This window comes from bacterium, assembly GCA_023145965.1.
In the GTDB taxonomy this organism is placed as follows: Bacteria; UBP14; UBA6098; order UBA6098; family UBA6098; genus UBA6098.
This window is the reverse complement of the sequence record JAGLDC010000029.1, coordinates 56,768-71,267: the sequence shown is the minus strand read 5'-3', so window position 1 is coordinate 71,267 and position 14,500 is coordinate 56,768. Positions and strand designations below refer to the sequence as shown.

The following is a 14,500-nucleotide window of genomic DNA, read 5'->3' as shown; positions in this document are numbered from 1 at the left end:
TCATTTCTCCAAGACCTTTATATCTCTGTATCTTTTTGCCTTTTCTTCCAGCATCGAGAACCGAGCCCAATAGCTCGCCGAAACGCTCGAATATCCGCTCTTCCTCTTCATATAAAACCTTAAGTGGAGGTTTGGCGAAGCGCGCAAGCTTTGCTGCAGATTTAACAAGCTCTTTAAACTCAGGTGAATCGACCAAATCAAAATCGAGGACTACCTCACCCTTTAACTCGCGTTGGGAGTATTTGATCATACCTTTCCAGCTAAGATGTTCAGGATCCCTCTCAGTCGAAATCTCAATGTGAAATCCTAGTTTTTCCAGTTCGTTTTTTATACTATGAAGTATTTCGAGAAAAGCCACTTGATCTCTAAGTAGATCCGTGGTAACAGTCTCTGTAAGGGCTATCTTTTCTACTACATCAGAAGCACAACCTCTTCTAATAAAATATCCCTTTATTCTGCTGAATTTACCAATCTGGCCAAGATAGGCCTCCAGCCTTTTGCCAGTCATCGCTCGGTCATCAGAGCTACTGAGTAATTTCATAGTCTGTGCACCTTCCTCTATAAGATATTGGTGCATCTGTTCTTCATCGAGTATATAATTTTTTTTTCTCGCTTGTTTAATACCATACAGCGGAGGCTGCGCTATATAAAGGTAACCCCTTTCAATAATCTCTATCATCTGGCGGTAGAAAAATGTCAAAAGAAGTGTTCTAATATGAGCACCATCAACATCGGCATCCGTCATAATAATAACTCGATGGTAACGAAGCTTCTCTATGTTATATCCTTCATCGCCTATACCACAACCAAGGGCTGTTATAAGGTCTTTAATGACAGAACTTTTGAGCATTCTATCAAAACGTGCCTTCTCAACATTTAAAATCTTTCCCCTAAGGGGCAGAACAGCCTGAAACTTTTTTTCTCTTCCTTGTTTGGCGCTTCCTCCAGCCGAATCTCCCTCGACAATGAAAAGTTCAGATTGCGCTGGGTCTTTCACCTGACAATCGGCAAGTTTTCCTGGGAGTGCGGCAGAATCGAGTGCAGATTTGCGCCGAGCTAGATCGCGTGCTTTCCTCGCTGCCTCGCGAGCGCGAACAGCACTGATTACTTTTGTGATTATACTTTTTGATTCCTGAGGATTCTCCTCAAGATATGCGGACAACTCCTCGTTCATCAACTGTTCTACAATCCCTTTTATCTCCGAATTGCCGAGTTTGGCTTTAGTTTGTCCTTCAAACTGTGGGTTTTGAAGTTTGACCGAAATCACCGCAACAATCCCTTCACGGACATCGTTCCCACTCATTGCCATATCTTCTTTAATTAGTTTCTTATCCTTGGCAAAAGAATTAAGCGTTCGAGTGAGAGCCGCTTTAAAGCCCGTTTCATGCGTTCCTCCGGACACTGTGTTAATATTATTTGCGAAGGTATATAGCGTGCTGTTATAGCTGTCATTATACTGAAGGGCAACTTCCACCATTACACCGTCTTTTTCTTTTTCAAAATAGAACGGGGTTTTACCAACAGTTCCTCTAGCACCATTGAGATACTGCACAAATTCCATAATTCCGCCTTCATAAAGGAATTCGTGCTTCTTAGCTTCTTTATCCTCGCCCACACGCTCATCGATAATCGTTATTTTTAAACCCTTATTTAAAAAGGCCAACTCTCTGAGCCTCGACGAAAGCGTCTCGAACGAAAATTCTATAACCTCAAATATTTTTGGGTCTGGGAAAAAAGTTATTTTTGTTCCACGCTTACTGGTTTTGCCCTCTTGTTCGAGTGCCATGAGAGGCTTTCCTCTACTGTATGTCTGTCGATAAACCAAATTATCACGCCATACTATAAGCTCTAAATCCTTAGACAGCGCATTGACTACGCTGATACCAACACCGTGAAGACCTCCGGAAACTTTATATGTCTTATTATCAAATTTTCCGCCGGCGTGTAGCTTAGTCATAACTACCTCTGCAGCCGATTTCTTCTCAATCTTATGGTAATCTACTGGAATTCCTCTTCCGTTATCCTCTACAGTAATCGAGCCCTCAGTATGGAGTGTAACTTTGATTGTATCGCAGACTCCAGCAAGCGCTTCGTCAATCGAATTATCCACTACCTCATAAACAAGATGGTGAAGGCCTTCATGACTGGTCGAACCGATATACATAGCCGGCCTTTTCCTAACGGCCGAAAGACCTTCTAATACCCTTATAGAATCAGCTGAATATTGTTCTTTTTGTGCCATAGTATTCCTAACCTCAAATAAGATGAATTCTCGAAATTCTTTGTTCGCCGAAATAGGCATTAACCTTTTCTATGAGTTCTTCTTTCATTAGTGATAACTCGTTTCTCCATGCAGAATCTGCCACTCTAAGGAACAGAATGCCTTTTTCCATTACATAAGCCTCGGCGTTTTTTGCTAATTTTTCGCCGACTATCTCCTCCCAACTAGAAACTACTTCGGCCTCTTTAATCCCAGTAGTAAGGCCCTTATTGAAAAGTATCCTTCTAATAACAGAGGATATTGGTTCAGGTTGCATTTTAATTCTCTCTTCTAACATGCCCTATATCATCGAATACAAATAGAGCACCATTTTTGGCATTTGGCGAGTCAATTTCTCTTGGCGAAGCTATAATCACCTGCCCAAATCTAGCAGCAACATTAACGAATCTTCCTGTATTGTCAGGGTCTAATTCGGCAAAACAATCGTCTAATAAAAGAGTAACAACCTCATTCGATGTTCTATGAAGAATATCTGATGCCCCTAAAATGGTGGAAATAGAAGCCGCACGAGCTTGCCCCCAGCTTCCGAACCTCGCTAAGGCTTCACCGTCTTTGAGAAACAACATATCATCTCTATGTGGGCCGATAGCTGTTTCGCCCGTATCGAGATCAATCTTTCGTCTTGCTGAAAGTTTCTCTAAAAAAACCTTTGAAATATCGCCAACGCTTTCATTCAAAACCTTTATTGTTGGGCTATATTCTACTGAAACCTCGCCTCCTTCGCCACCCATTATTTCAAAATATATTTCCTTGGTAAGCTTCGAAACTTCCTCTATAAAATGCAATCTACCCTCCATAATAACAGCCGCCTCCGGCGCTATACTTTCATCGAGAGTTTCTATTAAAAGGTGTCCTCCAGCTATCTTACCACTACGCACCCCTTTTAGCGCCGAATTTCTTTCTGCTACAAGCTTTCTATATTTACTAAGCGCCAAAGTATATCCCGCACTTAACTGACATAAAATAGAATCCAGCAGGCGCCTTCTAATCGATGGCGAACCCTTAATTAAATCTATTTCCTTGGGTCCTATCGCTGTTGTAGGAAAAACGCCAAGTAACTCGGACATTCTAGGAATGGCCTTGCCACAAAGAAGAACTTCTTTACGGCCACCCCTCTTGAGTTTAATAGATACTTCTTGGCGTCGCTTAGGCCCTTTTCCGGCTATTATGGAATATGATTTGCCCTTGCTTATAACATCCGTCGCCCTATCTGACCATGGCGAACCTCCAACACTAAGATGGGCTAATGCTTCTAGAAGTGTCGTTTTACCAATGCCATTCTGACCGATTATCCTATTGAATTCTGGGTCGAGCTCAAGCTCCGCTTCATCGTAAGCTCTGAATGATTGAAGGCGAAGCTGTAAAATCAAACCTCTTCCTCTGGAAGTCTAAGTGGCATAAGTATCGAAAGATATTCCTCGTCTTCTTTTTGAGGTAAAGGCAAAAATAGCGCTGCAGAGAGAGAATTTTTTATTAGAAGCTTCACCTCATCTGTATTAAAATGGCGTAAAACCTCTAGAAGGTAACTAGAATTAAACCCAATATTTATAGGTTCACTCGAATATTCCACAGCTATTTCTTCATGGGCTTCAGCACTGACATCATAGTCAGAACAGCTTATTGCAAGCTTGTCCTCTTTAATTGAGAATCTAACTAAATGAGTAAGCGGGTTCGATAGGACAGAGGCTCTTTTCACTGCAGAAGTCAAATTGGCTCTATCACATATCATTACGCTCTTATTATCCTTTGGTATCACCTGATTATAATCCGGAAATCGCTCATTTATAAGCTTCGTTGTCAGTGTGAACCCACCAAATATAATTCGCGCCGTGCCTTCTCCATATTTAATAACCACATCTTCTTCAGCATCCGTTATCATCCTGTTTAAATGAGTAACGGTCTTCGCAGGTAGGTTAAGCTCCTTTTTTTCTTCCTCCTTGATATTCATCTTCTTTTTGAGCATCGTAAGGCGATGGCCATCTGTAGCAACCGAAGTTACTTCACTCCCAGTTATCTCAAAAAGAAGTCCAGAAAGGGCTATCCTTGCTATATCAACAGAAATAGCATAAGACGTTCCAGAAAGGAATCTCTTAAAATCCTCAGCAGAGAATCTAATCTCTGTCTGTTCTCCACGCATTATATCTTCTGCTGGGTAGTCTTCCTTTTCAACTCCGCCAATAAAAAATCTTCCCGAACCCTGTGATATCTCGACCCTCGATTTATCTCTACGTATCTTAAGCTCTCCGGGTCCGAATTCTTTTAGTAATTCTAATAATTTCTTTGCTGGTAACGCATAAAACCCCTCACTAATTATCTGGGCCGGAAATTCCCCTATCATTGAAACATCAAGGTCTGTTCCAAGAATAGAGACCTTCCCTTTTTCTGCTCCAAAAAGAACATTCGACAAAACCGGATGAGTCGAACGACCGGGTATTACCGATTGAACGGCATTTAGTGTGTCAAATATGTCTCCGCGTTCACATGTAAATTCCACCGTTTCTCCTTATTTTGCAGATATTATATATATTCATTCCAATTTAATATTTACTGATACAAAATCAAGTTAAAAGGACATACAACAGGATGAGATATGAATTTTATTTATTCTCTATTAAAATAGTAATTATAATAAAGATATAATAATAATAATAAGGGTGTTAGTTCTGTTGAAAAGTAAAAAAAAATGACGTAACCACATAAAAGACAATAAAGTAGAAAAAAAAGTTATCAACAGAAATAATATTTATAAGATGTCTAAAAAAGGTTGTTTTAAACATAAAAAAAACTTTGTTTATAGAACCCTAGATATTCACAAAAAAAGGAACAAGAACTCAACATCTTATAAACAGAAAATGTAGATAAAAAAAGTAAAAAAGTAAAAAAGAGACGCCATCTTATAAAAAAGAGGCGTCTTAAATATACCGACCGGGAAATATATAGTTGCTTAAAGATGTAAATCAGCGCGGACTTTCGCTACTTTATCAGCCAAAATAGAGTCTAACCTTATTCTGTCGCGGACACAGTTAACTGCGTGAATAACTGTTGAGTGATCCCTTCCACCAAAATAAAGACCTATTGTCTTCAGAGAATTGTCAGTTAGTTCTCGGCAGAGATACATTGCAACTTGGCGAGCGAGCGCTAAAGGTTGAGTTCTCCGAGCGTTCAAGAGATTTTTTTCTGCAACACCAAAAACCGAGGCAACCTCGCGACATATCTCTGAAGGCCCGATTTTTTTATTATTTGAGCCGTTGTGATAGTGGCTGATAACCTCCCGAGCAACGCTAATATCGATATCGCAACCGGTTATAGAAGCATATGCTAAAAGGCGAATGAGGGTGCCTTCGAGCTCTCTGACATTAGATACAATATTTTCAGCGATATATACTAGAACATCCTCATTAAGGGCAATGCCATCGAACTCTGCTTTTCGGCGTAATATAGCCATTCTACCCTCGAGATCGGGTGGTTGAATATCGACTACCAAGCCCCACTTTAGTCTCGAAAGAAGCCTTTCTTCGAGGCCAGTGATTGTCGAAGGCGCAACATCGCTTGTAAGGACAATCTGTTTACCCTTTTGATGAAGAGAGTTAAATATATGGAAGAATTCACTTTGAATAGATTCTTTTCCAGAGAAGAAGTGAACATCGTCCACAAGAAGAACATCTACGTTACGATAAACCCTGTTAAACTCGGCGGTTGTTTTTGATATTAAGCTTCCAATAAATTCGTTTGTGAATCGTTCGCTGGTCACATAGATAACCTTTGTGTGCGGATTTTCCTCTTTAATGAAATGACCTATTGCCTGAATAAGATGAGTTTTTCCGAGTCCGGTACCACCATAAATAAACAACGGAGAATACTTACTTTTACCAGGTGCCTCTGCAACCGCAAGAGCTGCAGCGTGTGCAAATCTATTAAAGTCTCCAACAATAAAAGAATCGAAGGAATATTTTGAATTTAAATGGCGGTCTTCTGAGGCTGTATCAGAATCATATCGCTTATATTTATGCAATTCTGGGACAGAATAAGAATAAGAACCATCTCCATGGGGTACTGCAAAAGTAAGTCGATAAGATTCTCCTATAGATCTTACTATAACATCGAAAATCATCTCGAGGTGATGTTGCTCTAGCCAATCTGCAGTAAATTGATCGCGAATCTTGACCACAAGGTTTTGGCCCTCTGCAGATAAACCTTCAGTATCTTCAAACCATGTAGCATAGCTTTGTCTATTAATTTTAGATCTAAATTCTGTTAAGCAAACATCCCAAAGTTCTTTATTATTATTAGCCATTTTAAAGAGATATCCTCATTTTATCAACATAATTAATGTTGATAAATAATTAATTTTTACTTTATTTTTATTTAATGATAAAAAAAGGTATTTATCCACAGTTTTTAAAAACCAAGCTTCCTAATAAAGCGCTTAAGCGCATATTCTTAATTATCGCTCTCAAAATGCTTAATCATAGGCATTTATCGTGTTTTTAAAACAAATTGATCGGAAAAAACCCGCAAACCGATTACAGATTAAAAATAAAAGCTGTATTGTCTGATGTCAAGGGACAAATTGAATTTTAATACAAGTTTTAGATAAAATCTTAATTAATATTGAATTACAGGATTTTAGGGATTTACACCCATAAAAAATTTATTTCAAACACACCCCTTAATTATCAACAACTTAGAGAAAAACTATATTTTGTGGATAAATATAGTTTGACAATCGATAAAAGCATTATTAAACTTACTGATTAAGGTTTAAATATGAAGGAAAATCGCCTACCAATAATACCACTCCGAGAAATTGTAGTTTTCCCCGAGGTTATTACTCCAATTCTAGTGGGCCGCGCAAGAAGCCTTTCGGCTGTTCAAGAGGCTATGATCACCGAACGTAAGGTGATTGTTGTGGCTCAAAAGGATTCTGCCAACGAGGAAGTCCGAGCAAATGATCTATATCGAATAGGGACAGTAGCTAAAGTTATACAGCTTCTAAGGCTTCCAGAGGGAACAATGAAAGTTCTCATAGAGGGTGAATCACGAGCTGAAATAAAGCGCTTCTTTTTTGGCAGAGATTATATGGAGGCTGTTTTCGAGATTGTTAAGGATCAAAGCGAGAAAGCAAGCCCTAGAGCAGAAGCTCTTGCAAGAAAAACCCTCGAGCGATTTAATGTTTATTCGCAAATGGAGGAGAGCGTTCCTCCCGAGATAGTCGGTACTATCGAATCATATATCGAAAATCCTGGAACATTAGCGGATATAATAGCCGCGCATATATCAATGCCGCTCGCTGCGAAGCAAAAGTTGTTGGAGTGTTTTTCCCCCGAAGATAGACTTGGAAATATTCTTGCCCATCTTAGCAGAGAGGTAGAGATTCTTCGTTTGCAGGCAGATATCGATAAAACAGTTAGTAATAGAATATCCGACAGCCAGCGAGAATATTATCTTCGAGAACAACTTGAGACAATTCGGAAGGAACTAGGTTCTGATTTGGACCCGGAGATAGCAGCCTTGCGGAAGAAGGCTAAATTAAAAAATCTAAAACCAGATATAATGCAAAGACTCGAGGAAGAATTTGAACGCCTTGAGCGGATGCATCCTTCAAGCCCAGAATCTGCGGTGACAAGAAACTATATAGATTGGATAATGGCCTTGCCTTGGGGCGAGTTTACTGAAGATAATACTGATATCGATAGGGCTAGGAAAATACTCGACGATGATCATTTTGGGCTCGACGAAATTAAAGAGCGAATCACCGAACATATCGCAGTGATGGCGCTTTCTTCAGCGGTTAAAGGTCCGATTTTGTGTCTTGTTGGGCCGCCCGGTGTCGGTAAAACATCCCTTGGAAAAAGCATTGCCCGCGCTCTAGGACGTAAGTTTGTTAGAGTGTCACTCGGGGGGGTTCGCGACGAGGCTGAGATAAGAGGCCATAGAAAAACATATGTAGGTTCGCTCCCCGGAAGAATAATACAACAATTGAAGGTAGCTGGAAGCTCGAATCCAGTATTCCTTTTAGACGAGATAGACAAGCTCGGAACAGATTTCCGTGGAGATCCGGCCTCAGCTCTTCTGGAAGCTCTCGATCCCGAACAAAACTCCACATTTGTGGATCACTATCTCGAAGTGGAATTCGACCTTTCTAAGGTTCTTTTTATCACAACCGCAAACACAACTGCCGGGATACCACCAGCACTTATTGATAGAATGGAAATAGTCAGAATACCGGGGTACCTGATCACGGAGAAAAAATCCATTGCAAAGGGATTCTTAATACCAAAGCTCAGGATCGAAAATGGTCTCGACAAGGTGCAGATACGGTTTACTAGCGATTCTATAAGAATGCTTGTCCGTGGCTGGACTCAAGAAGCCGGTGTCCGAGGACTCGAACGCAAACTCGGCAAGATAATGCGGGTTATTGCCTCGAAGATAGTCAAAAAAAAGCGGAGACCGACGCGTATTGACATATCGGCAAAAGATCTTATAAAATATGTAGGAATAGCGCCATTCAGGGGTTCGAATTTGCCAGATGTATTATCTCCAGGTGAGGCTCTTGGTTTGGCGTGGACATCCTATGGAGGAGAGGTTCTTCGCTTTGAAACAGCAATGATCGAAGGCGAAGAGGAACTTGTTCTAACAGGCAGACTCGGGGATGTTATGAAGGAGTCCGCTAAAACAGCATTGACCTTTGTGAAAAAGAGATTAGTCACTATTGGATTTGAGAAAGAGAAGATTGCACATAAAACTATACATATCCATGTTCCTGAAGGCGCAGTTCCAAAGGATGGCCCTTCTGCCGGTATATGTATCGCAAGCGCTTTATTTTCATTATTCCTCAACAAAGCGATACGAAGCGACACTGCAATGACTGGTGAGATCACACTTACAGGAAGAGTGCTTCGCATAGGCGGGCTTGTTGAAAAACTCGTTGCGGCAAAAAGGTTGGAACTCAAGCGCGTTATTATTCCAAAAGAAAACTTCCCGGAACTCCCCGATATCTCAGATGAAATTAAGGCAGGCCTCGATATTAAACCAGTGACTTGCATAGATGAAGTATTCGGAATACTTGGTTTGAACTAACTGGATACTGGTATTTAGTAATAGTTGATAGAAGCAGTGAAGTTGCCTTTCCTTTTTTAATCTCTTTATTTAAATTAGTCTATAAAGTATAAAAAATATATTCCTTGACCCGAGCAGATTAACGGGTTATATTCCTCGAAAGCGTTTGCCGCATCCCGATCCTCGCATTTTAAAACGGAGAATGCGATGAAGGGATTGATATTGGCCGGTGGACTCGGCTCTCGGCTTAGACCTCTCACAAATATAACAAACAAACACCTTTTGCCTGTTTATGATGCCCCGATGATTTATTATCCTTTGCGCTCACTAGTCGATGCTGGTATCAAGGATATAATGGTTGTATGCGGTGGGAATCATGCAGGGGAATTCCTCAGGCTTTTAGGAAATGGAGCAGAGTTCGGACTAAAACACCTTAACTACGCTTATCAACAGAACGAGGGTGGTATAGCCGAAGCCCTCAGTCTTTGTGAGCATTTTGTCGATGGAGATAAAACTGTCGTTTTTCTTGGGGATAACATTATAGAATCTAGCATTGCTAGGGCGGTGAGCGACTTCGAAAAACAGAAAGAAGGCGCGCGAATTTTGCTTAAAGAGGTAGAGGATCCACGCGATTATGGGGTGGTGAGTTTCGGCAAAAAAGGTAATATCGAGAAGATAATCGAGAAACCAAAACAGCCACCATCAAATTTTGCGGTTATAGGAATATATATGTATGGCCCGGAGGTTTTCGATATTATAAGAACTCTCGAGCCTTCACACAGAAACGAACTCGAGATCACAGATGTAAATAATGTTTATCTTAAACAAGGTAAGCTTGAATACAGCACTCTCGATGGTTGGTGGGCGGATGCTGGTGCCTCTATCGACGCTTATTATGAGACAGTCAAGGTGGTTGCGGAAAGCGCACGCGCGAAAGACTAATTAGGTTTAATTTATTAGATGAGCTGTTAACCTCTCTTTGATCCTATCGTAATTGGGTTTGGCTTGAAATGATGCTATTGTTTCAGAGCGAGCTCCGGGTATTTCTTCTACTAGATAGAAATTACGTCTTCCGGCGACAAGTCTCGCCTGGAATTTATAGCTTTTATTAAACTCTCGGTTTTTATATGCCCAAAATTCATATTCCCAACCCTCGGCGGTGGCTTTTTTTGCATTTTTAAATGCTAAAACGATATATTGTCCAGCCTTAAACTCGTCTATCGGATCGATTTTTACTTGAGCAGTTAAAAAACTCCCATAGTAAGTTTTCGTGCAACCTAAACCCAATAAAACAAGTATCACCGCGAGAATTAAAAAGAAGCCCTTACGCATTATTTACCCTTTGTAAGTTCGAGCTTGAATTGAAGAAAAATTTATTTATACTTTTAGAGAGGATGAAGTTAATAAGATCTCTAACAATTATCTTATGAAGGTAGCTCCCGAGCGGTTGCGTTACATGACATTCGTGTCGATGACCAACTAAATACTGCCGGCGGCTGTAAAATCCTTTAGTCTCCCTTATGGGAGATCTTGAAACTCCATTCCTTAGGGTCGGTCGCAATTGTGACCGACCTTTTTTATTTATCCTCTTTTTTTACTTTTGTTTTAGGTGTATCCTTGAGCTCTAAGCCGAGTTTGGCCTTAATCCCATTGGCGATTCTATTGGCAATATCGGGATTTTCTTTCAAGAAAATCCTAGAATTTTCTCTCCCTTGCCCGAGTTTTTCCTCGCCGAAAGAGAACCACATACCCTTTTTTGTGACAATATCCAAATCTACACCGAGGTCCAAAAACTCTGCTTCGCGAGAAATGCCTTCGCCATAAACTATGTCGCATTCAGTCTTACGGAATGGCGGTGCAAGCTTGTTTTTCACTACCTGTATATAAACTTTGTTTCCTATCGATTGTTCCTTAACCTTTATTGTAGCACCGCGCCGAATATTGATTCGCACGCTAGCGTAGAACTTCAGAGCTACTCCGCCCGAGGTAGTCTCGGGATTGCCGAACATCACACCGATCTTCATACGTGTTTGGTTGACAAAAACAACCGCAGTATTAGATTTACTAATAGCACCGGCGAGTTTACGAAGTGCTTGGCTCATCAGTCTTGCCTGGGCTCCAACCTGTCTATCGCCCATTTCGCCCTCGATCTCGGCGCGGGGCACAAGGGCTGCGACCGAGTCTATTACTACAATGTCCATTGCGCCGCTACGAACGATGGTCTCGCATATTTCGAGCGCTTGTTCGCCGTTATCGGGTTGTGAGACCCAAAGGCTATCTACTTTTACTCCAAGAGCCTCGGCATAAACCGGATCCATCGCGTGTTCGGCGTCGATAAAGGCCGCAAGACCACCCTTTTTTTGAGCCTCGGCAATAACATGAAGAGCAAGGGTGGTTTTCCCGGATGATTCCGGGCCAAAAATTTCGCTGATCCTTCCACGTGGGATACCTCCGATGCCCAAGGCTAAATCGAGGCCGAGGGAGTGTGTGCTTATGCTGGGGATTTGCTTAGGTGTTCCGTTATCACCAAGACGCATAATAGCGCCGTCACCGAATGCTTTATGGATGCTTTCGATAGCTAGTTCAAGCGCCTTATCCCTCTGTTTTTCGTTATTTGCCATATACCCTCCAGTTTATATTTTATTAAATATACATGAATATTTGTTATATTCACTCAAATTTTCAATATGTCGTTGAATACATGAAGTTTTCAGTCGTATTCAAAAAAAGAAGAATAAAAAATTATGGATTCCCTTTAGAGTTGGGAATAATAAAGATAATAATGAACATATTAGCTTGATTTAATATTAAGCTAATAGGGGGAATTCTGCAAGCGGTTCATAAATGCTCCCGCCTGAGGAGAGTTTGCTCTTCATGAATATTATTTTATCGGCTGTGAAATCGCCGGTAAGCGATCCAACTTCCCTAATAATCCGAAGGAGTTCATCGCTTCTTTGATTATCTCGGACGCGCGCAACAGTGAGATGTGGTTTGAAAGCCCTTTTTTCCTTTTTAAAACCGAGTTTGGCCAAAGCTTTATCAATATTGGATGCAACCTCACCGAGGCGCATAATTTCGCCATCGAGACCTGCCCACACGACACGCGGTGTATGACCACCGAAACTTCCGACTTTGCTGAGCGATAACTTAAATGGCGGATATCCACGAATAGACTCTAGAATCTCTCCAGATATATGGTCTATTTCCGATGGGTCGATATCTCCGAGAAATTTAAGCGTGAGGTGGAGATTTCCCGGCTTAACGAAGGAACATCGGGCCGAGGTTTTTCTCAGCGGCTCAGTGAGGCCGTTGTCGATGGTTTTTTGTATATCCTTCGGCAGTTCGAGGCATATGAAGGTCCTTATCTGGTTCTGTGAAGACCTCATAAAAGAAACTCTTTGCTGCCATCTACCCAAATATGATTATTATATCGGCCCTCTAAAATAAGCCAGAGCATTGTCAGAACTGCCTGTGAAGTTTTGTGCCTGTGAGATTCTCTTCCGCCGGCAAATATATTTGAGCGAATAAACGTTCCTTCAGGAGAATGAACAGCGTAAAACACCAAGCCTAGGGGTTTTTCTTTCGATTCCCCAGTAGGTCCGGCGATACCAGTGGTGGATAAACCATAATCCGCGTGGAATTTTATGCATGAGCCGCGTGCCATCTGCGAAGCTACTACACCGGAAACGGCCCCATATTTTTCAAGCACAGAATGCTCCACTCCAAGAAGCTCAACTTTGGCATCGTTAGAGTAACTGACCACTCCGCCTTCGAACCACATGCTTGCGCCCGCGACATCAACTAGCCTCGAAGAAAGAAGGCCGCCAGTGCAACTTTCTGCAGCTGAAACTTTGTGGTTGCGCTTCTTTAAGAGCGCGCCAATAATATTAGGAAGGTCCCTCTTAACCGTAGAATAGCACCACGGTTTGCATATCTCGAATATCTTCTCACTGAAACTCTTGAAGCCCGCATTGGTTGTGCTCGTGAGGCGCACTTCTACGCCATAATAACCTGGATAAAATGCAATCTTCTGTTCGGGAAATTTATGTAGGATTTTTTCCAGTTTACAGGAGAGTGAGCTCTCGGCAATGCCTGTCGTGTAGATGACATTCGTAAGAACGCTGTTCTTTGGTTGATATTTTTCAAGGAAATGTGCTACGCAATGAATAAATATATCCTTCAACTCATGGGGCACACCTGGGAGCGCTATTAGAATAAATCCATCCTCCTCGATTAAGATGCCGGGGGCCATACCAACAGAATTTTTGAGCGCGGTAGCTCGCTCTGGAATAAGCGCTTCATTCGGAATACCGCTTTTCGGAAGGGGTAGGCCTCTATCGATGTATTTTTCCTTTATCTCATCGAGGATAGATTCTTCAGTTAAGAGCTTTCGACCAAAGAATTTGCAGATGGCTTCGATAGTTACATCATCCACTGTGGGGCCGAGGCCACCGCTTAGAATGCACACACTGCCGCGCCTTTTTGCGCGAGTGATAGCTTCGGTTATCGTATCAATCTTGTCCGCAACAGTGAGGTGCCAGGTAGTCTGAAAACCAAGTTTATCGATTTGCGAAGATAGCCATGCAGAATTAGTGTCGATAGTCCTGCCGGAAAGCAGTTCATCGCCTATGGCAATGATCACGAAATCCATGGTGTCCATATTGCCAGCTTTGGGAAAAGCAGGTTGAACAGATGAGCGAGAATAAAGGCATATATACCGGCGACTATGTCATCGGTCATGATACCCCATCCCTTTGGAAGGCGTCTTTCTGCGGCCCGCCCGGGAGGGAGTTTTAATATATCGTAGAACCTGAAACCCAAAAAACCTATAACCCACAAAACCAGAGTTTTAGGGAGAAATAGAACAGTTATCATGCAACCAGCGACCTCGTCGATGACAACCTTAGATGGGTCTTTGCCCCAGTATTCCTCTGCCTTGGATGAAATTGGCACACCTAAAAAACACAGCGCTACTGTAGCCATCCAGAAAGGCCAAATATCGTTAGGAATAAACCATAGTATAGCGAAACTCACCGCGCTGGCTACAGTCCCTGGTGCAACAGGAGAGAAACCGGTTCCGAAAAAACTTGCTAGAAATTTCCACACGAAACCGCCGGGTTTAGGTGGCGGTGCGTCCGAAGGCTTTTTAATCTTTATCAT

12 protein-coding genes are annotated in these 14,500 nt (G+C 41.7%); 2 read left to right on the top strand and 10 right to left on the bottom strand.

Features of this window, described 5'->3' with window-relative positions; translation table 11 throughout:
- From gyrB to dnaA, 5 genes are all read right to left on the bottom strand, one after another.
- Positions 1-2,242: DNA topoisomerase (ATP-hydrolyzing) subunit B (gene gyrB / locus KAH81_03295; GenBank protein MCK5832675.1), on the bottom strand; the 2,242-nt coding region annotated here is incomplete at its 3' end.
- Between the two features lie 13 nt (positions 2,243-2,255).
- Positions 2,256-2,537 (bottom strand): DUF721 domain-containing protein, encoded by a 282-nt coding sequence (locus tag KAH81_03290; protein MCK5832674.1) that lies wholly within the window; start codon positions 2,535-2,537, stop codon positions 2,256-2,258.
- A 1-nt stretch (position 2,538) separates the two neighbouring features.
- Positions 2,539-3,651, bottom strand: coding sequence for a DNA replication/repair protein RecF (locus KAH81_03285; protein ID MCK5832673.1), 1,113 nt, complete (start codon positions 3,649-3,651; stop codon positions 2,539-2,541).
- The gene (gene dnaN, locus KAH81_03280) at positions 3,648-4,775 is read right to left on the bottom strand and encodes a DNA polymerase III subunit beta (protein ID MCK5832672.1); all 1,128 of its coding nucleotides are present in this window, start codon (positions 4,773-4,775) and stop codon (positions 3,648-3,650) included. The genes KAH81_03285 and dnaN overlap by 4 nt, the downstream gene beginning before the upstream one ends.
- Positions 4,776-5,225: 450 nt before the next feature.
- Positions 5,226-6,575, bottom strand: coding sequence for a chromosomal replication initiator protein DnaA (gene dnaA / locus KAH81_03275; protein ID MCK5832671.1), 1,350 nt, complete (start codon positions 6,573-6,575; stop codon positions 5,226-5,228).
- 473 nt (positions 6,576-7,048) lie between these two features.
- Between dnaA and lon the strand changes: the two genes are divergently transcribed.
- Together lon and KAH81_03265 are read left to right on the top strand one after the other, a co-directional pair.
- Positions 7,049-9,361: an endopeptidase La gene (gene lon / locus KAH81_03270; protein MCK5832670.1), complete on the top strand. Its 2,313-nt coding sequence runs from the start codon at positions 7,049-7,051 to the stop codon at positions 9,359-9,361.
- 186 nt (positions 9,362-9,547) lie between these two features.
- Entirely contained in the window at positions 9,548-10,282 is a 735-nt protein-coding gene (locus tag KAH81_03265; protein MCK5832669.1) for an NTP transferase domain-containing protein, read from the top strand.
- A gap of 6 nt (positions 10,283-10,288) precedes the next feature.
- On the opposite strand, the gene KAH81_03260 is transcribed toward KAH81_03265, so the two are convergent.
- The 5 genes from KAH81_03260 to KAH81_03240 all read right to left on the bottom strand — a co-directional run bounded on the left by KAH81_03260 (position 10,289) and on the right by KAH81_03240 (position 14,500).
- A complete protein-coding gene (locus KAH81_03260; protein MCK5832668.1) occupies positions 10,289-10,672 on the bottom strand; it encodes a hypothetical protein in 384 nt (127 codons plus the stop codon).
- 245 nt (positions 10,673-10,917) lie between these two features.
- On the bottom strand, positions 10,918-11,961 hold the full coding sequence (gene recA, locus KAH81_03255; protein MCK5832667.1) for a recombinase RecA: 1,044 nt from the start codon (positions 11,959-11,961) through the stop codon (positions 10,918-10,920).
- A gap of 186 nt (positions 11,962-12,147) precedes the next feature.
- On the bottom strand, positions 12,148-12,726 hold the full coding sequence (gene thpR, locus KAH81_03250; protein ID MCK5832666.1) for an RNA 2',3'-cyclic phosphodiesterase: 579 nt from the start codon (positions 12,724-12,726) through the stop codon (positions 12,148-12,150).
- Positions 12,723-13,991, bottom strand: coding sequence for a CinA family nicotinamide mononucleotide deamidase-related protein (locus tag KAH81_03245; GenBank protein ID MCK5832665.1), 1,269 nt, complete (start codon positions 13,989-13,991; stop codon positions 12,723-12,725). Before KAH81_03245 ends, thpR begins: the two co-directional genes overlap by 4 nt.
- Positions 13,979-14,500 (bottom strand): phosphatidylglycerophosphatase A, encoded by a 522-nt coding sequence (locus tag KAH81_03240; GenBank protein ID MCK5832664.1) that lies wholly within the window; start codon positions 14,498-14,500, stop codon positions 13,979-13,981. The genes KAH81_03245 and KAH81_03240 overlap by 13 nt, the downstream gene beginning before the upstream one ends.

What these genes read in the sequence shown, in the direction of transcription:
- KAH81_03290 (MCK5832674.1), bottom strand. Translation starts at nt 2,537, where the DNA reads ATGCAACCTGAACCAATATCCTCTGTTATTAGAAGGATACTTTTCAAT.
- dnaA (MCK5832671.1), bottom strand. Translation starts at nt 6,575, where the DNA reads ATGGCTAATAATAATAAAGAACTTTGGGATGTTTGCTTAACAGAATTT.
- lon (MCK5832670.1), top strand. Translation starts at nt 7,049, where the DNA reads ATGAAGGAAAATCGCCTACCAATAATACCACTCCGAGAAATTGTAGTT.
- KAH81_03265 (MCK5832669.1), top strand. Translation starts at nt 9,548, where the DNA reads ATGAAGGGATTGATATTGGCCGGTGGACTCGGCTCTCGGCTTAGACCT.
- KAH81_03260 (MCK5832668.1), bottom strand. Translation starts at nt 10,672, where the DNA reads ATGCGTAAGGGCTTCTTTTTAATTCTCGCGGTGATACTTGTTTTATTG.
- recA (MCK5832667.1), bottom strand. Translation starts at nt 11,961, where the DNA reads ATGGCAAATAACGAAAAACAGAGGGATAAGGCGCTTGAACTAGCTATC.
- thpR (MCK5832666.1), bottom strand. Translation starts at nt 12,726, where the DNA reads ATGAGGTCTTCACAGAACCAGATAAGGACCTTCATATGCCTCGAACTG.
- KAH81_03245 (MCK5832665.1), bottom strand. Translation starts at nt 13,991, where the DNA reads ATGGATTTCGTGATCATTGCCATAGGCGATGAACTGCTTTCCGGCAGG.
- KAH81_03240 (MCK5832664.1), bottom strand. Translation starts at nt 14,500, where the DNA reads ATGATAAAGATTAAAAAGCCTTCGGACGCACCGCCACCTAAACCCGGC.